Source organism: Kribbella sp. HUAS MG21 (genome assembly GCF_040254265.1).
Lineage (GTDB): Bacteria > Actinomycetota > Actinomycetes > Propionibacteriales > Kribbellaceae > Kribbella.
Genome location: NZ_CP158165.1, coordinates 5,709,133 through 5,731,184, shown reverse-complemented (window position 1 = coordinate 5,731,184; position 22,052 = coordinate 5,709,133). Strand labels below are relative to the sequence as shown.

The 22,052-nt window shown below is 70.9% G+C and carries 21 protein-coding genes; 10 read left to right on the top strand and 11 right to left on the bottom strand.

Annotation, left to right across the window (positions count from 1 at the left end; all coding sequences use genetic code 11):
• Positions 1-26 precede the first annotated feature (26 nt).
• From ABN611_RS27800 to ABN611_RS27780, 5 genes are all read right to left on the bottom strand, one after another.
• Positions 27-788: a YebC/PmpR family DNA-binding transcriptional regulator gene (locus ABN611_RS27800; RefSeq protein WP_350275193.1), complete on the bottom strand. Its 762-nt coding sequence runs from the start codon at positions 786-788 to the stop codon at positions 27-29.
• 33 nt (positions 789-821) lie between these two features.
• Complete coding sequence (gene pdxT / locus ABN611_RS27795) at positions 822-1,415, bottom strand: pyridoxal 5'-phosphate synthase glutaminase subunit PdxT (RefSeq protein WP_350275192.1); 594 nt, start codon at positions 1,413-1,415, stop codon at positions 822-824.
• Positions 1,412-1,978 carry a hypothetical protein gene (locus ABN611_RS27790; protein ID WP_350275191.1) on the bottom strand — a complete coding sequence of 189 codons (567 nt, stop codon included), beginning with the start codon at positions 1,976-1,978 and terminating at the stop codon, positions 1,412-1,414. The genes pdxT and ABN611_RS27790 overlap by 4 nt, the downstream gene beginning before the upstream one ends.
• Positions 1,975-2,823: a pyridoxal 5'-phosphate synthase lyase subunit PdxS gene (pdxS, locus tag ABN611_RS27785; RefSeq protein WP_350281693.1), complete on the bottom strand. Its 849-nt coding sequence runs from the start codon at positions 2,821-2,823 to the stop codon at positions 1,975-1,977. The genes ABN611_RS27790 and pdxS overlap by 4 nt, the downstream gene beginning before the upstream one ends.
• Before the next feature lie 126 nt (positions 2,824-2,949).
• Entirely contained in the window at positions 2,950-4,302 is a 1,353-nt protein-coding gene (locus tag ABN611_RS27780) for a PLP-dependent aminotransferase family protein (RefSeq protein ID WP_350275190.1), read from the bottom strand.
• A 142-nt stretch (positions 4,303-4,444) separates the two neighbouring features.
• Here ABN611_RS27780 and ABN611_RS27775 point away from each other — a divergent pair, with 142 nt between their 5' ends.
• Positions 4,445-6,100: a bifunctional 3'-5' exonuclease/DNA polymerase gene (locus ABN611_RS27775; RefSeq protein WP_350275189.1), complete on the top strand. Its 1,656-nt coding sequence runs from the start codon at positions 4,445-4,447 to the stop codon at positions 6,098-6,100.
• A gap of 1 nt (position 6,101) precedes the next feature.
• Here the strand turns inward: ABN611_RS27775 and ABN611_RS27770 are convergent, their stop codons facing one another.
• Both ABN611_RS27770 and ABN611_RS27765 read right to left on the bottom strand, forming a co-directional pair.
• Positions 6,102-7,052 carry an RNA polymerase subunit sigma-70 gene (locus ABN611_RS27770; protein WP_350275188.1) on the bottom strand — a complete coding sequence of 317 codons (951 nt, stop codon included), beginning with the start codon at positions 7,050-7,052 and terminating at the stop codon, positions 6,102-6,104.
• Positions 7,049-7,543 carry a hypothetical protein gene (locus ABN611_RS27765; RefSeq protein WP_350275187.1) on the bottom strand — a complete coding sequence of 165 codons (495 nt, stop codon included), beginning with the start codon at positions 7,541-7,543 and terminating at the stop codon, positions 7,049-7,051. The genes ABN611_RS27770 and ABN611_RS27765 overlap by 4 nt, the downstream gene beginning before the upstream one ends.
• A gap of 306 nt (positions 7,544-7,849) precedes the next feature.
• Between ABN611_RS27765 and ABN611_RS27760 the strand changes: the two genes are divergently transcribed.
• The 3 genes from ABN611_RS27760 to ABN611_RS27750 are packed head-to-tail and all read left to right on the top strand — an operon-like array spanning position 7,850 to position 10,769.
• Positions 7,850-8,977: an IS110 family transposase gene (locus ABN611_RS27760; protein ID WP_350275033.1), complete on the top strand. Its 1,128-nt coding sequence runs from the start codon at positions 7,850-7,852 to the stop codon at positions 8,975-8,977.
• Between the two features lie 14 nt (positions 8,978-8,991).
• Entirely contained in the window at positions 8,992-9,756 is a 765-nt protein-coding gene (locus ABN611_RS27755; RefSeq protein ID WP_350275186.1) for an S-methyl-5'-thioadenosine phosphorylase, read from the top strand.
• Positions 9,753-10,769, top strand: a complete 1,017-nt coding sequence (locus ABN611_RS27750) for an NAD-dependent epimerase/dehydratase family protein (protein WP_350275185.1) — start codon at positions 9,753-9,755, stop codon at positions 10,767-10,769. Before ABN611_RS27755 ends, ABN611_RS27750 begins: the two co-directional genes overlap by 4 nt.
• Positions 10,770-10,860: 91 nt before the next feature.
• Here the strand turns inward: ABN611_RS27750 and ABN611_RS27745 are convergent, their stop codons facing one another.
• Positions 10,861-12,042 carry a HAMP domain-containing sensor histidine kinase gene (locus ABN611_RS27745; protein ID WP_350275184.1) on the bottom strand — a complete coding sequence of 394 codons (1,182 nt, stop codon included), beginning with the start codon at positions 12,040-12,042 and terminating at the stop codon, positions 10,861-10,863.
• Positions 12,039-12,737, bottom strand: a complete 699-nt coding sequence (locus ABN611_RS27740; RefSeq protein WP_350275183.1) for a response regulator transcription factor — start codon at positions 12,735-12,737, stop codon at positions 12,039-12,041. The genes ABN611_RS27745 and ABN611_RS27740 overlap by 4 nt, the downstream gene beginning before the upstream one ends.
• A 122-nt stretch (positions 12,738-12,859) precedes the next feature.
• Here ABN611_RS27740 and ABN611_RS27735 point away from each other — a divergent pair, with 122 nt between their 5' ends.
• The 4 genes from ABN611_RS27735 to ABN611_RS27720 all read left to right on the top strand — a co-directional run bounded on the left by ABN611_RS27735 (position 12,860) and on the right by ABN611_RS27720 (position 16,998).
• Positions 12,860-13,510 carry a glycosyltransferase family 2 protein gene (locus tag ABN611_RS27735; protein WP_350275182.1) on the top strand — a complete coding sequence of 217 codons (651 nt, stop codon included), beginning with the start codon at positions 12,860-12,862 and terminating at the stop codon, positions 13,508-13,510.
• The gene (locus ABN611_RS27730) at positions 13,507-14,757 is read left to right on the top strand and encodes a DUF2064 domain-containing protein (RefSeq protein ID WP_350275181.1); all 1,251 of its coding nucleotides are present in this window, start codon (positions 13,507-13,509) and stop codon (positions 14,755-14,757) included. The genes ABN611_RS27735 and ABN611_RS27730 overlap by 4 nt, the downstream gene beginning before the upstream one ends.
• Before the next feature lie 272 nt (positions 14,758-15,029).
• Positions 15,030-16,193, top strand: a complete 1,164-nt coding sequence (locus ABN611_RS27725; RefSeq protein ID WP_350275180.1) for a glycosyltransferase 87 family protein — start codon at positions 15,030-15,032, stop codon at positions 16,191-16,193.
• The gene (locus ABN611_RS27720; protein WP_350275179.1) at positions 16,150-16,998 is read left to right on the top strand and encodes a hypothetical protein; all 849 of its coding nucleotides are present in this window, start codon (positions 16,150-16,152) and stop codon (positions 16,996-16,998) included. The genes ABN611_RS27725 and ABN611_RS27720 overlap by 44 nt, the downstream gene beginning before the upstream one ends.
• Positions 16,999-17,019: 21 nt before the next feature.
• On the opposite strand, the gene ABN611_RS27715 is transcribed toward ABN611_RS27720, so the two are convergent.
• Both ABN611_RS27715 and ABN611_RS27710 read right to left on the bottom strand, forming a co-directional pair.
• The gene (locus ABN611_RS27715) at positions 17,020-18,465 is read right to left on the bottom strand and encodes a glycosyltransferase 87 family protein (RefSeq protein WP_350281692.1); all 1,446 of its coding nucleotides are present in this window, start codon (positions 18,463-18,465) and stop codon (positions 17,020-17,022) included.
• Positions 18,466-18,588: 123 nt separating this feature from the next.
• Positions 18,589-19,107, bottom strand: coding sequence for a MarR family transcriptional regulator (locus tag ABN611_RS27710; RefSeq protein ID WP_350275178.1), 519 nt, complete (start codon positions 19,105-19,107; stop codon positions 18,589-18,591).
• A 40-nt stretch (positions 19,108-19,147) separates the two neighbouring features.
• Here ABN611_RS27710 and ABN611_RS27705 point away from each other — a divergent pair, with 40 nt between their 5' ends.
• Complete coding sequence (locus ABN611_RS27705) at positions 19,148-20,041, top strand: EamA family transporter (protein ID WP_350275177.1); 894 nt, start codon at positions 19,148-19,150, stop codon at positions 20,039-20,041.
• Positions 20,038-22,050: a glycoside hydrolase family 36 protein gene (locus ABN611_RS27700; protein WP_350275176.1), complete on the top strand. Its 2,013-nt coding sequence runs from the start codon at positions 20,038-20,040 to the stop codon at positions 22,048-22,050. Before ABN611_RS27705 ends, ABN611_RS27700 begins: the two co-directional genes overlap by 4 nt.
• The last annotated feature ends 2 nt before the right edge of the window (positions 22,051-22,052 follow it).

Genomic DNA, 22,052 nt, shown 5'->3' with positions numbered 1-22,052 from the left:
CTGGCGCGCCCCGCTCACCGGGTGGATCAGCCGACCTCGGCCATGATCTCGTCGGAGACGTCGAAGTTCGCGTAGACGTTCTGGACGTCGTCGCTGTCCTCGAGGGCCTCGATCAGCCGGAAGATCTTCGCGGCGCCGTCGGCGTCCAGCTCCACGGTCATCGACGGGACGAACTGGACGTCGGCGGACTCGTAGTCGATGCCGGCGTCCTGCAGCGCCGTCCGGGCCGGGACCAGGTCGGTCGCCTCGGTGACGACCTCCCAGGACTCGCCGAGGTCGTTGACCTCCTCGGCGCCGGCCTCCAGCACGGCCTCCATCACGTCGTCCTCGGACAGCGACTTCCCGTCCTGCTCCTTGGCGACGACGATCACGCCCTTGCGGTTGAACATGTAAGCGACCGAGTTCGGGTCGGCGAGCGAGCCGCCGTTGCGCGACATCGCCGTCCGGACGTCCGCGGCCGCCCGGTTCCGGTTGTCGGTGAGGCACTCGACCAGCATCGCCACGCCGTTCGGGCCGTAGCCCTCGTACATGATCGTCTGGTACTCGGCACCGCCGGCCTCGGCCCCGGAGCCGCGCTTGACCGCGCGGTCGATGTTGTCGTTCGGGACCGAGGACTTCTTCGCCTTCTGGATGGCGTCGTACAGGGTCGGGTTCCCGCCAGGGTCGCCACCGCCCATCCGGGCGGCCACCTCGATGTTCTTGATCAGCTTCGCGAAGAGCTTGCCGCGCTTCGCGTCGATGACGGCCTTCTTGTGCTTCGTGGTGGCCCACTTGGAGTGGCCTGACATGGCGAACCCAACCCTTCTACCTACAACACAGAATCAGCGGCTCCGGACCAGATCGGCGAAGTACCCGTGCAGCCGGGCGTCCCCGGTCATCTCCGGATGGAACGAGGTGGCCAGCAGCCGATCGTGGCGGACCGCGACGATCCTACCCGTGGCCGGGCCCGAGCTCACCGTCGACAGTACCTCGACGTCCCTACCGACCCGCTCTACCCACGGTGCCCGGATGAACACGGCGTGGTACGGCGTGTCGAGCGCGGCGAAGTCCAGGTCGGCCTCGAAGGAGTCCACCTGCCGCCCGAACGCGTTCCGCCGGACCGTCACGTCCAGCCCGCCGAGCGTCTCCTGGCCCTCGATCCCGCCGGTGATCTCGTTGGCCAGCATGATCATCCCGGCACAGGTCCCGAACGCCGGCATGCCGTCCGCGATCCGCTTCTGCAGCGGCTCGAACAGGTCGAACGCGCGGGCGAGCTTGTCCATCGTGGTCGACTCGCCGCCCGGCAGCACCATCGCGTCGACCTGCTCCAGCTCGGCGGGCCGCCGTACCGGACGCGCCTCGACACCGACCTGCTCGAGCATGGCCAGGTGCTCCCGCACGTTCCCCTGCAGCGCGAACACGCCGATGACCGTCACAGCTCTACCCTTCGCTGCCAGTCGAGGGTGACCTCGATGCGGCCTTCGTCGTACACGGCGGGCAGGTTGTGCTGGTGCAGCAGCGCGAGCACGTCCTCCAGCAGCGGCTCGCCGGGCGCGACGTTCGCGGTGTCCGGGTGCCAGACCTTCAGCTCCAGCATCCCGAAGTCGACGGCGTGCCAGACGTCGGTGTCGGTGAAGAACACCAGCCCCTGCGGACTCGCGGCGGCCTCCAGCGCCTCGCGAGCGGCATGGTGGTCGGACGTGTACCGGACCACGACCAGCCCGCGGCGCTCGAGCTCGGCGAGTACGGCGTCCAGCCGGTCCGGGTCCGTGGTCGCGGGCCAGCCGGCGGCCTCGGCGTTCAGGTCGATGACCGCCTCACCGATCAGGAGCGGGACGAGGGCGGACGCGTCCATCGCGGGCGCGTCCTCCTCGACCGCCTCGGTGAGCGCGGCCGTGATCGCGGCGTGGTCGGCGTACCCGGACCGCACCAGGACGCGGGCCAGGCCCCGCAGCTCCCGTGCGGTCCGCTCGTCGACCGCCTGCAGTCCCTCGGTCACCAGCCGCGCTCGGCGAGCCGGTGCGGCTGCGGGATCTCGTCGACGTTGATGCCGACCATCGCCTCGCCCAGGCCGCGGGAGACCTTCGCGATCACGTCGGGGTCGTCGTGGAACGTGGTCGCCTTGACGATTGCCTCGGCGCGCTGGGCCGGGTTGCCGGACTTGAAGATGCCGGAGCCGACGAACACGCCCTCGGCGCCGAGCTGCATCATCATCGCGGCGTCGGCCGGGGTCGCGATCCCGCCGGCGGTGAACAGCACGACCGGCAGCTTCCCGGCCTGCGCGACCTCCTTGACCAGCTCGTACGGCGCCTGCAGCTCCTTCGCCGCGACGTACAGCTCGTCCTCCGGCAGGCTCTGCAGCTTGCGGATCTCCTGGCGGATCTGGCGCATGTGGGTGGTCGCGTTGGACACGTCGCCGGTGCCGGCCTCGCCCTTGGAGCGGATCATCGCCGCGCCCTCGGTGATCCGGCGCAGCGCCTCGCCGAGGTTGGTCGCGCCGCAGACGAACGGCACGGTGAACTGCCACTTGTCGATGTGGTTCGCGTAGTCGGCCGGGGTGAGCACCTCGGACTCGTCGATGTAGTCCACGCCGAGGCTCTGCAGCACCTGTGCCTCGACGAAGTGCCCGATCCGGGCCTTGGCCATCACCGGGATCGACACCGCGGCGATGATGCCGTCGATCATGTCCGGGTCGCTCATCCGGGAGACGCCGCCCTGGGCGCGGATGTCGGCCGGGACCCGCTCCAGCGCCATCACCGCGACCGCACCGGCGTCCTCGGCGATCTTGGCCTGCTCCGGCGTCACGACGTCCATGATCACGCCGCCCTTGAGCATCTCCGCCATCCCGCGCTTGACCTTCGCGGTCCCGGTCTCGGGCGTCTGGTTCTCGGTCACTGCATCCTCCTGGTCGGTGGGGCCTCGGTTCCCAGGTTAGGAGGTCCGCGGCACCTGATTTCAGTCCACCCTGGATCAACTGGACTGAATCGCCTCACCGAGCCGGGTCACCACGAGCCGCAGCGTGGCCGGCGGAGCGGTGAACGGGATCCGGATGTGCCGGCGGTCGGTGGCGTCCGGCGTGAACAGGTCACCGGCGCCGAGCAGCAGGCCCTGCTCGCGGGCCGCGTCCAGGACCCGGCGGGCCCTGGTCTCGGTCAGCTCCAGCCACAGCGTCATACCGCCGGTCGGCGTGGGCCAGGCCACACCGTCAAGCGTCCGCAGTCCGGACTCCAAGGCGTTGAGGTTGGCGCGCAGCCTGGTCCGGCGGCGGCCGATGACCTTGTCGAGCTTCGGCACGATCGCCCGCGCCAGGAGGTCGTCGAGCGCGCTGGGCGACGCGACGCTGAGCTGAGCCGCGGTGTTGATCCGCCTGCGCAACTGCTTGCCGGTCCGCACCCAGCCGACGCGCAGCCCACCCCAGACGGTCTTGGACAGCGACCCCACGCTGACGGTCCTGGAATAGCGGCTCAGGGGCTCGGCCTGCTCGCCGTTCGCCAGCCACAGCGGCCGCATGGTCTCGTCACTGATCAGCGCAGCGCCGTACCTGCGTGCTATCTCCACGACGGCTTGCCTACGGTCGGCGGGCAGGCTGAGGCCGGTGGGGTTGTGGTTGTCGGCCTGCAGGTAGATGACCTTCGGGCGGTGCCGTCGGCAGAGGTGGGCGAGCTGATCGGTGTCCCAGACACCTGCGGGCCAGCCGGCGACGTCCAGCCGGTGCTTGCGGAGCAGGTCGAAGGCAGCCGGGTACGTCGGCGTCTCGGTGATCGCTACGCCCGGTCCGAGGTCCAGACCGGCCAGGGCGGCGTTCAGCCCGGCTGCTGCGCCTACTGTCAGCGTCAACTGCTCCAGCTCGGTCGGCACGCCTTCCGCGGTGAGGCGGTCGGCCAGCGCCGCTCTGAGCTCCTGCGAGCCGCCTGGCGGTGGACCGTCGCCTCCCATGGCCTGTGGCAGTCCGTCCGCCACGATCTGCGCTGCGGCTTCAGCCACGTCATGCGGCGCGGCTGTTGTCGCGAACCGCAGGTCCAGCACCGGCCGGTCCCCTGCCGTCACGGTCGACGCCGGGGCCACAGGGTCCAGTAGCCGGTCGAGCGGGCGTACTACGGTCCCGGACCCGCGCCTGGTCTCCAGTACGCCGTCCCGCCGCAGGTTCTCGAGTGCGCGCACGACGGTCACCCGGCTGACGCCGAGCCGCTCGGCCAGCACCCGCTCCGACGGCAACCGCGACCCGATCGACAGGTCGCCGCGCTCGATCCGGCGCAGCACCAGCCCTTCGACCTGCTCGGTCTTGGTCCCGTCCGCCGCCTCGAGATCCCCCGCCCGCCACATAAGTCCACTCTCCCACAATTGGCCCCATCCCCGCCCGCCAACCGTCCTTGAGCACCCACCAACCACTTCTCGGGGCCGGAAATGGTTGATGGGTGCCCAAAGAAGGATGAGGAGTGTCGGTGGCGGGTGTGAGGATGCGGGTGTGGACGAGCGGTGGGCGATCGCGCCGGCGGAGGGCGGTGGGGCGCTGCTTGCTGCCCTGGGACCGGACGGGCGACCTGCCGGCGAGGTGGTGCGTGAGCCCGACCTGGTGGCGGCCGTCGCTTCGCGGCCGCAGGTCTCGCGGTGGGTGTGGCGGTCGTCGGCGGAGATCTACCCGCGGCTGCTGGCGGCAGGCGTGCGGGTGGAGCGGTGCTACGACATCGAGAACACCGAGGGCCTGCTGCTCGGGCACGAGGGCCGACTCGGTGAGCCACGGTCCTTGGCGGCGGCGTGGGGGCGGTTGAGTGGCGGCCCGGTGCCGCCTGATCCGCCGTTGCGTGCCGTCGTACCGGGTGAGCAGTCGTCGTTGTTCGAGATCGCCGCGGAGCCGGTGCCGTTCGACGCGTTGCTGGCGGTTTACGCCGACCAGCTGCGGCGGCACGAACTCGCGGAGCATCCGGACCGCATGCGGTTGCTGACGGCATCGGAGTCGTCCGCCATGCTGGTCGCCGCGGAGATGGATCTGGCGGGGTTGCCGTGGAGCGCCGACGCGCATCGGGAGGTGCTGCGCGAGCTGCTCGGTGAGCGCTTCGGCGGTACCGGCGAGCCGCGACGGCTGACGGAGCTCGCGGACGAGATCTCCGCGGCGTTCGGGCATCGGGTGCGGCCCGAGCTGCCGGCCGACGTACTGAAGGCCTTCAAACAGGCCGGGTACCAGGTGAAGTCGACGCGGAAGTGGGAGTTGGAGCACCTCGACCATCCGGCGGTGGCGCCGCTGCTCGAGTACAAGAAGCTCTATCGGATCTACACCGCGAACGGGTGGAGCTGGTTGAACGACTGGGTCCACGACGGGCGCTTCCGGCCCGGGTTCCTGCCGGGCGGGACGGTGTCGGGCCGGTGGGTGACCAACGGTGGCGGCGGGTTGCAGATCCCGAAGGTGATTCGGCGCGCGGTTGTCGCGGATCCGGGGTGGCGGCTGGTGGTGGCCGACGCGTCACAGCTCGAGCCGCGGGTGCTGGCCGCGATCTCGCGGGACCGGGCGTTGATGGAGGTGGCGAGCGATCCCGGCGACCTCTACAAGGCGGTGTCGGACCAGGCGTTCGCGGGTGACCGGGCGCAGGCGAAGCTCGCCGTCCTCGGGGCGATCTACGGGCAGACGTCAGGCGACGGGCTGAAACACCTGGCGATGCTGCGGAAGCGGTTCCCGCAGGCGGTCGCGTACGTCGACGACGCGGCGCGTGCCGGTGAGGAAGGGCGGCTGGTCCGCACGTACCTCGGCCGCACCTGCCCACCCAGCGGCCACCCGCTCGACGCCGCGCTCCTGGAGGGACCGCCCGCCGACGTCCCCACCACCGACCCGCGCCACGCCCGCGCCCGCGGCCGCTTCACCCGCAACTTCGTCGTCCAGGGCAGCGCCGCCGACTGGGCCCTGCTCCTCCTGGCCGCCCTCCGCCAGTCACTGGCACCGCTCAAGGCCGAGCTGGTCTTCTTCCAGCACGACGAGGTCATCGTCCACTGCCCCGCCGACGAATCCGACCAGGTAACCCAAGCCATCCAGCAAGCCAGCAACCTCGCCGGCACCCTCACCTTCGGCCCCACCCCCACCAACTTCGCCTTCACCACCGCCACCGTCCAGACCTACGCCGACGCGAAGTAGATCAGATGGTTGCCAGCAGGCCGAAGCGCGCGTGGTCGGTGGTTTCGAAGGCGGTCATTTCTGCTATGCGGCCGGATTCGATGCGGAAGATGTCCAGGGCGAAGAGGGTGTAGGTCGTGGCGTCGGCCGGTTTGAGGTAGGCGGCGAGGGTGGGTTGGTGGTTGACGGTGGTGGGGTGGAAGCGCCAGTGGCCGCGGTAGTCCGGGGTGAGGTTGGGGGTCAGGGAGCGGATTGCGTCGGTGACGCCTTCGAACCAGAAGGGGTACGGCGGCATCGTGATGCGGATGTCCTCGTGCATGAGGGCGGCCAGCGCGGCGGGGTCGGCGGCGTCCCACGCGGCCAGGTAGCGGTGCAGGAGTTTGCGTTCGTCGTCGGACGAGTCCCGCGCTGACCATTCGGAGCGGTGCGACGGGAGGTGTTCGCGGAGGACCGGGCGGGCGCGTTGGAGGGCGGAGTTGACGGCCGCCACCGACAGGTCGACCGCGGCGGCGGTCTCGCGCGCCGACCAGCCCAGCACGTCGCGGAAGATCAGTACGGCGCGCTGCCGCGGAGGCAGGTGCTGGATCGCGATCAGGAACGCCAGCTCGATCGTCTCCCGACGGATCGCGACCGCCTCCGGCTCCTCCGCCCGGTCCAGCAGTACGTCGGGGAACGGCTGCAGCCACGGCACGTCCTCCCGCGGCGGCAGCGCGACCGCCGGGAACGAGGCCGGCTCCAGGTGGTACGGCAACACCCGCCGCGGCCGTCGTACGTCGATGCACGCGTTGGTCGCGATCCGGTACAGCCACGCCCGCACCGACGACCGCCCTTCGAAGTCGCCGTACGCGCGCCACGCCCGCAGGAACGTCTCCTGCACCAGGTCCTCGGCCTCGTCGTACGACCCGAGCATCCGGTAGCAGTGCACCCGCAGCTCGTGCCGGTACCGCTCGACGTCCTCCTCGAAGCTGCTCATTCACCGTCCTCGAGCTCGATGGTCACCGGCATCGGCGCCCGCCCGGCGAGCCGGAACCAGGTCACCAGCCGGCGCTGCCGCAGGTCGCGCGTCGACACCACGACGTCGTTGTGGAAGCGCCGCGCCAGCTGCACACGGCGCATCGCCAGCGCGAGTTCGCCTGCCCAGGGCTCGACCGAGGTGCCGGTGGCGTGGATCGCGCGGGTGAGCGCCGACTCGGCCTGTTCGCGGACCTCCATCGCGTCGAGTGACGCCGCCCGCGCACGGTGCGCCGCGTCGAGCAGCAGCAACGCGGAGGCCGGGTCGAGGATGTCGCTGCCGGCCAGTTCCGCGACCAGGGCCGAACGCCGGGCCAGCTCGGTCTCCAGCGCGGCCCGGGCCAGCTCCACCCGCCGGTGCAGCCGGTCCAGCCGCCCGGCCGTCCAGCTCGCGTAGGCGCCGAGCAGCAGCACGACCAGACCGGCCGCGACCAGCACCCAGGTGATCTCCACACCCCCATTCGATCACCCGGCCGAGGCTTACGGAGCGCTGACGGTCCCGCCGGATCCGGTCACCGCGACGGTGCCGAGCACTAGCGTCGGCATCAGTGTCAGGGTGATGCTGCCGCTCGCGCGGTGGTTGGATCCTGAGCACCTGGTGTCTGGCTCATAGCGTCGGTGCCGGCCTGTGGGTCTGGCGAGCATGCGTTTTGCCGATGCCGGGTGTGAAGGAGCCGGCCGGCGTGACTTGATAGGAGCGTGGCACCGCCCCCGACTGAGATGTGTCCGCCGGCCGGTCCAACCGTCCCTCGCATCTGAGTGAAGGAGGCAACCACCATGGTTGTTGTTGGTGCCGATGTGCACAAGCGGACGCACACGTTCGTCGCGGTCGATGATGCCGGGCGCAAGCTCGGCGAGGTCACGGTGAAGGCTGACGCGGCCGGTCATGACAAGGCGGTTCGGTGGGTTCAGCGTGAGTTCGGGGCCGGCCAGACTGGTGCTGGTGCTGGTGCTGGTGCTGGTGCTGGTGCCGAGGTGAAGTGGGGTATCGAGGATTGCCGGCATCTGTCCGCGCGGTTGGAGATCGACCTGCTGGATGCCGGGCAGGTTGTGGTGCGGGTGCCGCCGAAGATGATGGCCGAGCAACGCCGTACTGCCCGCACGCGGGGTAAGTCCGACCCGATCGACGCGCTCGCGGTGGCACGGGCGGTACTGCGTGAACCGGGGTTGCCCGAAGCGTCGCATGACGAGTCGTCGCGGGAAGTGAAGCTGCTGGTCGATCACCGCGACGACCTGGTCGCCCAGCGCACCCAGGTGATCAACCGGCTCCGCTGGCACCTGCACCGGATCGATCCTGGTATCGACCCGGCGCCGAAGTCGCTGAAGCGGGCCGCGACCCGTGGTGAGCTCATGGAGTTCCTGGCCGGCCTGCCCGATCATCTGGACGGAATCGATGCGCGTCTGGCCCGCGAGTTGCTCGCCGACATCGACGCGGTGACCGTGCGGGTCAACGGGCTGGAACAGGAGATCGCCGCTCTGGCGGCTGTCCAGGCCCCGGCGCTGCTCGAACTGGAGGGCTGCGGCGCGCTGACCGCGGCCAAGATCGTCGGCGAGACCGCCGGGATTGCCCGGTTCCCGCACGAAGCGAAGTACGCCATGCACGCCGGCGTCGCGCCGATCCCGGTCTGGTCCGGCCGCACCAAAGGCCGGGTCCGCGTCAACAGATCCGGCAACCGGCAACTCAATGCCGCCTTGCATCGCATCGCAATCACCCAGATCCGTCGCGGCGGTCTCGGCCGCGCCTACTACGACAAACGCCTCGCCGCCGGCGACACCAAAACCGAAGCCCTGCGCTGCCTCAAACGACGACTCGCCCGCGTTGTGTTCAACACCCTCAAGAACAACCCCACAACCAACACCGCGACCACACTCGCGGCCGCGGCTTGACATAGGAGAAACCTATGGCTGACATCGGTGTGATCGGCGGTTCCGGGTTCTACTCGTTCCTCGACGGCGCGGAGCGTGTCGAGATCGACACCCCGTACGGCGCACCGAGCGAGCCGCCGGTCGTCGGGAGCCTGAACGGCCGCGAGGTCGCGTTCGTCCCGCGGCACGGCGCCGACCACCGGTTCCCGCCGCACCGCGTCAACTACCGCGCGAACCTGTGGGCGCTCCGCGAGCTCGGCGTCCGCCAGGTCCTCGGCCCGTGCGCGGTCGGCTCGCTCAAGCCCGAACTCACGCCGGGCACCTTCGTCGTCCCCGACCAGTACGTCGACCGGACCTGGGGCCGCGCGCACACCGTGTACGACGAGGCGCCCGTGGTCCACACCTCCGCCGCCGACCCGTACTGCCCCGTCGGCCGCGCCACGGTGATTGCTGCCGGCAACGTCGTACCGGACGGCACGATGGTGGTGATCAACGGCCCGCGGTTCTCGACGCGCGCCGAGTCGCAGTGGCACGCCGCGCAGGGCTGGTCGGTCGTCGGGATGACCGGAGCGCCCGAGGCGGCGATCGCCCGGGAGCTCGCGCTCTGCTACACCTCGATCGCCGTCGTCACCGACCACGACGCGGGCGTGGAGGCCGGCACCGGCGTCACCCAGGCCGAGGTCTTCGCGGCCTTCAAGCGCAGCATCGAACGCCTGCAGGACCTTCTGCGAGAGGTGATCGACCAACTCCCGAAGCCGGACGCCGACTGCACTTGCCGGCACGCCCTGGACGCCTCGTGAAGGTCCTGCTCACCGGCGGCGCCGGCTTCATCGGCCGCCACGTCCACGATCAACTCCTTGCCGAGGGCCACGAAGTCACGGTCCTCGACTCGTTCCGTCCGGACGTCCACGCGCAGCGCCCGGAGCCGCGGCCTGGCCTGATCATCGGCGACGTCCGTGCCCCCAGGACGTACGACGGTGTCGACACCGTCATCCACCTCGCCGCGAAGGTTGGTCTCGGCGTCCACCTCGACGACATCGACGACTATGTCTCCTCGAACAGCCTCGGTACTGCGGTCCTGCTCAAGTCGCTCGGCAGTGTCCGGAACCTGGTGTACGCGAGCTCGATGGTCGTGTACGGCGAGGGGCGCTACGACTGCGCCGAGCACGGACAGGTCGCGCCGGCGCCACGTCGCCCGGAGGACCTCGACGAAGGCCGCTTCGAGCCGCCCTGCCCGTACTGCGATACGCCGCTGAGCCCTGGCCTCGTCACCGAGGACGCCGTACCCGATCCGCGGAACGCCTACGCGGCCAGCAAGCTGAACGGTGAACATCTCGCGGCCGTGTGGGCCCGCGAGACCGGCGGGCGCGTCGCCGCGCTGCGTTTCCACAACGTCTACGGGCCGGGCATGCCGCGCAACACGCCGTACGCCGGAGTCGCCGCGATCTTCCGGTCGGCGCTCGAACGCGGCGAAACACCCCGCGTCTTCGAGGACGGCCGCCAGCGCCGCGACTTCGTCCACGTCCGCGATGTCGCGACCGCCGTCACCACCGCCGCGAGCGCACTCCCCCGGCAGCCGGAGTTCACGGCGTACAACGTGGGCAGCGGCACCGTCACCACGATCGGCGAGATCGCCGCCGAGCTCTGCCGGGCGTATGACGCCCCGCCGCCGATCGTCACGGGCGAGTACCGCCTCGGCGACGTCCGGCACATCACCGCCTCGTCGGACCGCATCCAGCACGAGCTGGGCTGGAAGCCGGCCGTGGACCTGACCGCCGGGCTGACGGACCTCCGCCACTCCCCAACCCTGTGACGCACCGCTGGGTATGACCTCCAGCCGTGGGTGAGCCCCCGTCAGCACCGGCGGCAGGCCTGGTGTAGCCCCGGCCGTGGGTAAGCCAGCGTCAGCTGTGCGCTGGCACGGGCGGCAGGTCGATTTCGAACTCGCAGCCGCCTGCGACGTTGCTGACGGCGATCTTTCCGTCGTGGGACTCGACGACGCCGCGGGCGATCGCCAGTCCGAGGCCGCCGCCACCCGACGCACCACCGGCACCGCCGGCCGAACCGGTGGCCGCCGCCGTCTCGGGCGTGCGCTGTTCGTCGCCGCGCCACCCGACGTCGAAGACCCGCTCGAGGTCGTCGGCCGGGATCCCGCCGCAGCCGTCGGTGACGGCGAGCCGGACCCGGCCGTCGGTCTCGCGATCGACCGCGAGCGTGACGGTCCCGCCCGGCGCCGTGTGCCGGATCGCGTTGCCGACCAGGTTGGTGACCGCCCGCGTCAGCTCGTCCGGATCGCCTTGCACCGCGAGGCGGTCGTCGTCGTCCGGCGTCGACACCGCCAGCCGCACACCTTCGGCTCGCGCATGCTCATTGTTCTCCCCGGCGACGTCCTCGGCCAGCTCCCGCAGACTGACCGCCGACCGGCGCCGCGGCGGCGGGGCCGCGGACAACCGCGACAGCTCGAACAGGTCGTCGACGAGCCCGGTCATCCGGTCGACCGTCGTCCGCATCTGCCGCAGCGCACCCGGTACGTCGTCGATCACGCCGTCCTCGAGCCCCTCGGACACCGCCCGCAAACCGGCGAGCGGCGTCCGCAGGTCGTGCGACATGAACGCGACCAGCTCCCGCCGGCTCGTCTCCAGCGCCCGCTCCCGCTCGTGCGACGCAGCCAGCTTCTGCCGCGTCAGCTCCAACTCGACCGTCAACGCCGACAGCTCCGCCGGCGCCGCGCGCCCGACCTCCTCGGCGGGCTCGTACGACGTCCCCAGCTGCCGGAGCCGCTCGCCCAGATCACGCGACGCCGTACTGATCCAGTGCCCGAGCAGGACCGACAGCCCCAGCCCGAGCAGCGCCGCGAACGCCAGCGTCCACAGCACGACCCACGAGTCGTGGTCGTTGATGAACATCGCGCGCACGCTCTGCAGTACCGCGGCCAGTGCGGCCGCCATCGGAGCGAGCGCGACCACGATCATCGTCACGCGCAACGACCGCCGCCGGAACTGCCACAGCACCGCGGCGCCGACCGCCGCCACGATCAGCGTCCAGAGCGTGGTCAGCGCGAGGATCGTCGCCATGTCTTTGTTCACGGTGCATCTCCGGCGAACAGGTAGCCGGTCCGCGGCACGGTCAGCACGAGCTTCGGGTCCGACGGATCCGACTCGATCTTCTCCCGCAACCGGCGGACGTGGACCGTGACCGTCGACGAGTCGCCGAAGTCCCAGCCCCAGACGCGGCGCAACAGCTCGGCCTTCGTGTACGCCTTGCCGGCATGCGCGACCAGGTACGCGAGCAGGTCGAACTCGCGGTGCGTCAGCGACAGTTCGTCCCCGTCGAGGTACGCGCGCCGCGCCGCCGTGTCCACCACGACCGGACCCGCGCTCAACTTCGTCGGCGTCAGGTCCAGCCCGGCAAGGCGCTCCTCGCGCCGGACCATCGCCTGCACGCGCAACGTCAGCTCCCGCGGGCTGAACGGCTTCACCACGTAGTCGTCCGCACCGACCTCGAGACCGACCAGCCGGTCCTCCTCCTCGCCGCGCGCGGACAGCATGATCACCGCCGCGCCGTCGTCGGCGGCGCGCATCCGGCGCAGCACCTCGAGGCCGGACAGCACGGGCAGCATCACGTCCAGCACGACCACGGACGGCTTCCACTGCTGCCACACCTCGACCGCCGAGGCGCCGTCCGCGACCACGCGGGCGTCGTACCCGGCCTTGGTCAGGTACGCCGAGACGACGTTCGACACGGTCGGGTCGTCGTCCACCACGAGCACACGAGTAGCCACGCTCAGAGCGTAGATCCTCCGGCGGACCGTGACCTGCACCAGCACCGGAACGCAGTACGCCGTAAGCGACCCGTAGCCGCGTTCCGGCCCCGGAACGACGCGTTCGTCCTTACCTTCGAAGCATGTCCGTCGATCTCGTCCTGCCGTGCTTGAACGAGGCGGCCGCGCTGCCGTGGGTGCTCGAGCGGCTCCCGCCGGGCGTGCGCGCGATCGTCGTCGACAACGGCTCCACGGACGACTCCGCGGCGGTCGCGGCACGGTTGGGCGCGACCGTCGTACGGTGCGAGGTCAAGGGGTACGGCGCCGCGTGTCACGCCGGCCTGGAAGCCGCCGAGGCGGACGTCGTCGCGGTGATGGACGCCGACGCGTCGCTCGATCCGCGGCAGCTCGTCCGGGTGACGGCGCCGGTGCTGGCCGACCGAGCGGACCTGATCGTCGGGCGGCGGCGCCCGGTGTCGCGGGACGTCTGGCCGTGGCACCTCAGGCTCGCGAACGCGGAGCTGTCGCGCCGGATCAGGCGCCGTACGGGCGTCTCCCTGCACGACCTCGGGCCGATGCGCGCGGCCCGGCGTACGGCGCTGCTCGGGCTCGGGCTGACGGATCGGCGGTCCGGGTACCCCCTGGAGACGGTCGTGCGCGCGGCCGACGCCGGATGGCGGATCGCGGAGGTCGACGTCGACTACCTGCCGCGCTCGGGCCGCTCGAAGGTCACCGGTACGCCGCTCGGTGCCGCCCGCGCGGTGCTCGACATGTCGAAGGTGCTCACGCGATGAGCACCCTGATCGTGATCGCGAAGGCGCCGGCGCCCGGGCGGGTGAAGACACGGCTGCAGACCGAGTTCACACCACGCGAGGCCGCGGCACTGGCGCGGGCGTCGCTGGTGGACACGCTGAGCGCCGTACAGGCTGCCGCTGCGTCGCGGCGGGTGGTCTGTCTGGAGGGCGAGCCGGGGCGGTGGTTGCCGCGCGGGTTCGAGGTCGTGGAGCAGCGGGGCGACGGGTTGGACGAGCGGCTGGCGGCGGCGTTCGAGGACGCGTACGACGGGACGCCGATGCTGCTGGTGGGGATGGACACGCCGCAGCTGCGGCCGGAGCTCCTCGAGGTGGACTGGTCCGGGTACGACGCGGTGCTCGGACTGACCGAGGACGGCGGGTACTGGTGTCTCGGGCTGCGGACGCCGGACCGCCGGGCGCTGGTGGGCGTACCGATGTCGACCGATCACACCGGGCGGGACCAGCTGCGGCGGTTGCGGGCGCTGGGGCTGCGCGTCGGGATGCTGCCGACGCTGCGGGACATGGACACGCCGCGCGATGCGGCGTACCTGGCGGCGGAGTTCCCGGGGCTGCGGGTGTCGCGGTTGTACCGCCGGTTGCAGCATGCGGCGCATCCGGGGCTGCTGTTCGACCAGGCGCTGGGTGGTGCGACGCGGGTCGTTGCCACCGGCATCGATGGGCGGACGGTGCCGTCACTGTCCGAGCTGGAGCGGTGGGCGGCGCCGGCGGACGAGGTGGACCGGCTGGCGCTGAGCCGGTGCGAGGGGCCGGTGCTCGACATCGGGTGCGGGCCGGGGCGGATCGTGACGGCGCTGGCTGAGCGTGGGATTCCCGCGTTGGGTGTGGACGTGTCGCCGCGCGCGATCTCGCTCACCACGTCGCGCGGTGCGGCCGCGCTGCACCGGCCGGTGCAGGAGCCGCTGCCGGGTGAGGGGCGCTGGGGCAGCGTGGTGCTGATGGACGGCAACATCGGCATCGGCGGCGACCCGGTCGACCTGCTCCGCCGCTGCGCCGAACTCGTCCGCCCCGACGGCCTGGTCCTGGTCGAGGTCGATCCCGACGACGACCTCGACGACACCACCCCCATCGTCCTCCGCACCCCCACCGGCCGCCGCTCCACTCCGTTGCCCTGGGCAAGAGTAGGCACCCGCGCCCTGCTCCGCCACGCCCGCACCACTCCCCTGCACCCCACCGAAGACTGGCGCACCCCGCACCGAGCCTTCCTCACCCTCCGCCGGAGCGCCTGATGCGCCGCCGCGATCCCGACTTTGTGCACAGGCCGACCATGAAATCGCTCCGGAAATGGTCGAACCGTGCACAAAGTCGGGGTTGGTGGGGCGGCGCCGGCGCGGGGACGGTGTGTTGGGGGGTGTGTTGGGGGGTGGTGGTGGCGTCGGGGTGGCAGTGGTGGCCGAACGTTGTGTTGGTGGTGGGGACTGTGGTGGTGGGGGTGGTGGTGTGGCGGTTCGGGCGGAGCCTGGGGGTGGCGACCGTGGTTGTTGTGGCGGGGGTGTGTCAGGTGCCTGGGGTGTTGCAGGCGCCGATGACGAGTACGGATGCCTACCGGTACGTGTGGGACGGGCGCGTGCAGCTGGCCGGGTATTCGCCGTATCGATACGTGCCGCTGGACGACACCTTGGCGCGGTTGCGGGATCCGATTCTGTTTCCGGGGCTCTCGCCGTCCGAGAAGTCCGGCGTACGGCGGGACACACCGCAGGAGCCGGTCGACGACCCGCGGACGCGGATCAACCGGCCGCTGGTGCCGACCATCTACCCGCCGGTGGCGCAGGGCTACTTCGCGTTGGTCGCGCTCGTGACGCCATGGTCGGCCGGCACGCTTGGGCTGCAGGTCGCGGCCGCGTTGATCGCGATCGCACTCACCTGGCTACTCGCCGTACAACACCCGCGCTGGGCGGCGCTGTGGGGTTGGTCACCGATCGTCGCCCTCGAAGCCGGCAACGCGGCCCACGTCGACGTCCTCGCAGCGCTCCTGATCACGGCCGCCGTCATCACCACCGCGAAACGCCCGAGGCTCGCCGCCGTCCTGCTCGGCGCGGCCGGCAGCGTGAAGCTCCTCCCGCTGCTGCTGCTCCCCGCGTTCCGCCGCCGGCGCCCGCTCGTTGCCGTCGGCACCTTCGTCGCGTCGTACGTCCCGCACGTCCTCGCCGTCGGCGTCCTGGTGCTCGGCTTCCTGCCCGGCTACCTCACCGAGGAAGGTTTCGAGGACGGCAGCTCCCGATCCGCGATTCTCGCGCTCCTGCTGCCTCCTGAGGCCCGTCAGCTCGTCTCCGCGGCCCTCGCCATCGCCCTGGCCGCCCTGGCCTTCCACCGCGCCAAGACCGACCCGATCGCACTCACCTGCTGCTGGCTGTACGGCGCCGCGCTCCTGATCGCCACCCCGACGTACCCGTGGTACGGCCTCCCGCTGATCGCCCTCGCCGCGCTCGCACAGCGCCCGGAATGGCTCGCCGTACCGATGGCCGCCTATCTCGCCTACGGCAGCTACGGCCACGACACCCGGCAGGGCCTGATCCACCTCGCCGCCGCCGTCATCGTTGTCAGCGCTCTCACGCTCCGTCATCGGCTTGTTGCGGAATCAGGTTTGACCGCGGCGCCCCTCCCCACGAACACTGGCGGGCGTGACAAAACGCATCGCCATCGCAACCTCGGCCGAATTCGCTGAGTTGCACCCGCACGAACGCCCGCTGCTCGACGCACTCCGCGCCGCCGGCCTCGACCCCGTCGTCGAGGTCTGGACCGACCCTTCGGTCGCGTGGTCCGCGTACGACGCGGTCCTGCTCCGCACCGTCTGGGACTACTTCAAGCGGTACGACGAGTTCATCGAGTGGCTCGCGCTGCTCGACAAGGCCGGCGTACCGGTGCTGAACTCCACCGACCAGGTGCGCTGGAACAGCGACAAGCAGTACCTGCTGGAGCTGCGCGAGCGCGGTGTCGCGATCGTCCCGTCCCAGATCGCGGCCGGCGCGTGCCTGCGTGAGGTCGTGGCCGGGCTGTCCGGTCAGGAGATCGTCGTGAAGCCGACCGTGAGCGGCAACTCGCTGCACACGGTCCGGGGCGTCGCCGGATCGCCGGAGTTCGAGCAGGCGCTCGCCGAGCTGCCGGACCTCGTCTACCTGGTCCAGCCGTTTCTGCCGGAGATCCAGTCCGCGGGCGAGTGGTCGCTGCTGTTCTTCGACGGCGAGTTCAGCCACGCGGTGGTCAAGCGGCCGGCGGACGGCGACTACCGGGTCCAGGAGTTCTACGGCGGTCAGACGATCCCGACGGAGCCGACTCCCGCCGTACTGGAGAGCGCGCAGGCGGCGCTCGCGGCTGCAGGCCCGACGCCGACGTACGCGCGCGTCGACGGCGTCGTCGTGAACGACCGCTTCCTGCTGATGGAGATCGAGCTCATCGAGCCGTACCTGTTCCTCCCGCAGCACCCCGGCGCAACCCGCAAACTCGCCGAAGCGGTCGCCGCCCGCGTCTGACCCGCGGTACGCAGGCCCGCGCTAGGCAGTGGCCAGGCGGGCTTGCGTTCCCGATCGGACGCCGTCGGACGGATCGTCGATGACGTCGCCGCGGCGGACCGGATCGTTCTCCGGGAGCAGGATGTCGCGCGCGACCACCAGCATCAGCCACAGCGTGCCGGCCATCCGCAGGATCACCGACAGCCAGTAGATCCGATCCGGCACCTGCGGATCCCCGGGCGCCAGGAACTGCGCCAGATGCATCCAGACGAGCATCCAGTAGAAACACTCGCAGGCCTGCCAGATCAGCCAGTCGCGCAGCCGCGGCCGGGCCAGCGCGACCAGCGGCAGCAGCCACAGCACGTACTGCGGCGAGTAGACCTTGTTGATCAGCAGGAACGCCGCCACGACCAGGAACGCCAACTGCGCGAAGCGTGGCGGCCGCGGCGCCATCAAGCCGAGGATCGCGATCGACAGGCACAAGCCGGCGAAGATCACGATGTTCAGCTGGTTGACGTCGGCGACCTCGTGCTTGGCGAGCTTCAGGACGTACCAGATCGAGCCGTAGTCGCTCGCCCGCTCGTCGTTGAACTGCCAGAACGACAGCCACTCGTTCTTCGCCAGCAGATAGATCGGCGCGTTCACGACACCCCACGCGACCGCCGTCGCGATCACCGCCTGGAACCACGGCCACAGCTTCCGGCCGCGGAGACAGACGATCAGCAGCGGCCCGAGCAGCAGGAACGGGTAGAACTTCGCCGCCGTCCCGAGCCCGAGCAGTACGCCGAACCAGATCGGCTTCCCGCGCGACCAGGCGAACATCGCCCCCGCGGTCAACGCGACCGCGAACAGGTCCCAGTTGATCGTCGACGTCAGCGCGAGCGCCGGCGCCGCGGCGACGTACAGCGCGTCCAGTGGCTGTCCGCGCGGCGCGCCGGGGCGGGATGCGACCCCGCGCGCGGTGGCGACGGTCAGTCCGACGATCAGCAAGGCGCAGAGGAACAGCATCACGGTGTTCACCAGGAAGAACACGCCGGCCGTGTCGCGCTTCTGCTCGACGGTCAGGTCCTTCTTCGGGTCGCCGGTCATCAGCCAGGTGATCTGCGCCGCGACTTCCATGAAGCCGCCGGTGAGCACCGGGTACTCCAGGACGGGGTAGTTGCCGGTGTCCAGGAACGGCCGGTTGCCCTCCGCGAAGCCGCGCTCCTGGTACAGGAACCCGATGTCGGAGTAGCACAGCGCCTTGAACGGCCGCCAGCTCTGCCGGTCCCAGCCCGCGTCCATGCACGGGGCCTTCTGCAGCACGCCGAGCCCGAAGGTGATCGTGCACACGGCCAGCGCGATCCGCAGCGGCGTCCACCACGACGACCCCGGCCGGGCGAACCGTCCCGACGGCCCGCCGAGGCCCGCGGTCAGGCCGGCGATCGCCGGATCGGCCTCCGACGGCGCCCGTGCGGGCTCGCGCTCTGGTCCGGTCACGGTGGGCATCATCTCCTATCGGCGCACCCGGCGACAGCCCGGGTCGATCCCGCTCCGCGCCGAGGTTACCCACCCGTCCCCAGCACGCCTCGCAACACGCCCGCCGACGGCTAGGTCCTGTCTGGTGATGGCTCACCAGACAGGACCTGGGGTCGCGGGAGATTCCGGTGGTTCCAGGCGGCCGAGCCAGGCGGTCAGCAGCTTCTCCAGTTGGGCCGACTCGTCCGGAGTCAGCACTCCCAGTAGTCGCTGCTCGTTGGCCATGTGGGCGGTGAACGCCTTGTCGATCAGCCGGCGCCCGGCCGGCGTCAGGCGGACCACCCGGCCGCGGCCGTCGGCGTCGCTGCGCCGCCGCCGGACCAGGCCGGCCGCCTCGAGCCGGTCGACCCGCTTGGTGACCGCCCCGGTGGTCACCATCGTGTGCAGCGCGATCTCCCCGGGCGCCCGCTCGTACGGCGCTCCGGCCCGGCGCAGCGCCGCGAGGACGTCGAACTCCCCCTCGGTCAGCCCGTACTGCGCGTAGAGCAGCGTCAGCTCGCCGGTGAGCTGGTTCGCGATCCGGTGCAGCCGGCCGATCACGCCCTGCGGGGCGGTGTCGACGTCCGGCCGCTCGACCCGCCACTCCGCCTGGATCCTCGCCACGTGGTCCACGGCCTCCACTATATCTTCCCGGGAAGATATAGTGTTTTCCATGGAAGATACTTTCCGGTGGGCGCTGGTGACCGCGATCGCACCGGTCGCCTGGGGCACGAACTACTTCGTCACCCACGAGTACCTGCCCGCCGGACACCCCTTGTACGGCGCGGTGTTCCGCGCCCTGCCCGCGGGTCTGCTGCTGCTCGCCGTGGCCCGCCGGCTCCCCCGCGGCGTCTGGTGGTGGCGTTCGGTGCTGCTCGGGATCTGCAACATGGGCGCGTTCTTCGCGCTGATCTACCTCGCGTCCCAGCTGCTCCCGGTCAGCCTGGCGTCGACGATCATGTCCGCGGCGCCGTTCACGATGGCGCTGTTCGGCTGGGCGTTGCTCGCGGAGCGCCCGACCGTCCTCGTCCTGACCGGCGCGTCGGCCGGGATCGCAGGCGTCGTACTGCTGCTCGGCGCCGGCACGGCCGCAGTGGATCTGCGTGGCGTCGCCGCGTCGGTCGCCGCGTTGGTCATGTCGTCCTGCGGGTATGTGCTCGCGAAGAAGTGGGGGCGCGCCGACGGGCCGATCGCGACGACAGCGTGGCAGCTGGTCGCGGGCGGTCTGGTGCTGATCCCGTTCGCGGTGGTCGTCGAGGGCGCCCCGCCGCGGCTCGACCTGCCGGCCGTCGGTGGTTTCGCGTACGTCGGACTGGTCGCGACCGCGCTCGCGTTCACGGCGTGGTTCGCGGGGCTGCGGCACCTCAGCGCCGCGACCGTCGGGTTGATCGGCCTGCTCAACCCGGTGACCGGTGTGCTGCTCGGCGTCCTGGTGGCGGGCGAGGTGCTCACGGTGCGGCAGGTGCTCGGGCTGGGGCTGGTGCTGTTCGGGATCATGCTGAGCCGTCCAGGTGGCGGATCGCGGGTTGAGCGCCCGGTGCCGGAGGCCTCTAAGGTTTATCGATGAACCTCGTGTGGCGGACGCCCGAGCTGACCCTGACCTTCGCACTCGACGACGGCCCGGTGCGCCTGACCACCGGCCAGGCCCCCGCAGCCGATCTCGGGCAGCCGTTGGTGGAGGTGTCGGCGCTCGGGCACGGCCGCTCCCCCGGCACCAATCGGCATGTCGACACGATCCTCGGCCGCCGCCTGCGGTACGTCACACACGAGGACACGGGCTCGGTCCTCCGGATCGTCCAGGAGGACCCCGCCACCGGCCTGCGCGTGACGAGCATCTTCGAGGCCGGAGCCGGCGTCCGCGCCTGGTCCGAGGCCTCGCTCACCCGCCCCGGCGAACTCGTCCTCGACTTCCTGTCCTCCCTCGTCGTCGGCCTGGAATCCGTCGAGGCCGACCTGTACTCGGCCGCCAACGACTGGATGGCCGAGAACCGCTGGTCGGTCCAGTCGCTGCGCTCCGGCGGCGTACCGCGGATCGTCCGCGACCCGCACTACCCGGTCGCGAAAAGCCGGCATGCCGTGACGAGCACCGGTTCCTGGTCGTCAGGTGAACGTCTCCCGGTCGGGGTTCTCGTCGGTTCGTCGTACGCGCTCGGCTGGCAGGTCGAGCACAACGGTCCCTGGCACTACGAGCTAGGCGAGAACCGGCGCGGCGGGTACCTGCTGCTCAGCGGGCCGACGGACCAGGAGCACCAGTGGACCTTCCGGTTGACCGAAGGCGCGACCTTCACCAGCGTGCCGGTCTCGCTCGTCGCCGGGACCGACCGGGACAGCGTGTTCGCGGCGCTCACCCGCCAGCGCCGCGCGGTACGGAAACGGCGGCCCGCCGACGACCGGCTGCCGTTGATCTTCAACGACTACATGAACACGCTGATGGGCGACCCGACGACCGAGAAGCTGCTCCCGCTGGTCGACGCCGCGGCAGCGGCCGGTGCGGACTACTTCTGCATCGACGCCGGCTGGTACGCCGAAGGCAGTTGGTGGAGCACCGTCGGCGCCTGGCAGCCGTCGACCACGCGCTTCCCCAAGGGCCTCGGTGAGGTCATCGACCGCATCCACGACCACGGCATGGTGCCCGGCCTCTGGCTCGAACCCGAGGTGATCGGCGTCGACGCGCCGATCGCCCGGGAACTGCCCAATGACGCGTTCCTCACCCGCGAGGGCATCCGGGTCGCCGAGCACGGCCGCTACCTCCTCGACCTGCGCAACCCGATCGCGCGTCAGCATCTCGACGAGACCGTCGACCGGCTCGTCAGCGACTTCGGCGTCGGCTTCTTCAAGTTCGACAACAACACGATGACCGGCCCCGGGACCGACAAGGGCGGTACGTCGCTCGGCCACGGGCTTCTGGAGCACAACCGTGCACTGCTCGACTGGCTCGACGAGCTCCAGGCCCGGCATCCAAACCTGCTGATCGAGAACTGCGCCTCCGGTGCGATGCGGATGGACTACGCGATGCTGTCCCGCCTGCACCTGCAGTCCACCTCGGACCAGCAGCACCCCTTGCTGTACGCACCGATCACCGCCGCCGCGCCGGCCGCCGTACTCCCGGAACAAGCCGGCCACTGGGCCTACCCGATCACCGGCACCACCAGCGAGGAGTTCACCCTCGCCCTGGTCAACGGGATCCCCGGCCGCCTCTACCTGTCCGGGCACCTGAACCGGATGACCGTGGGCGAGCTCGACCTCGTTCGCGCGGCGCTGGCGGCCCACCGGACGATCCTCGAAGACATCGAGACCCTCGTGCCCTCCTGGCCGCTCGGTCTGCCGCAGTGGGACGACGAATGGGTGGCTCTGGTCCTCGCCAACTCCTCGGTGTCCTACCTGACGCTCTGGCACCGCACCGACGGCCCCGCCGAGGTGACGTTCCCGCTGCGGACCGGAACGATCCGGCAGCACTTCCCCGCCGAGGCCGACGGCTGGACGTACACCTGGAGCGGCGACAACCTGACCGTGCGAACCGAGGTGGCCGAGCCGTCAGCGCGGGTCCTGCAGCTCCGGCACACCGCCACGGGGTAGAA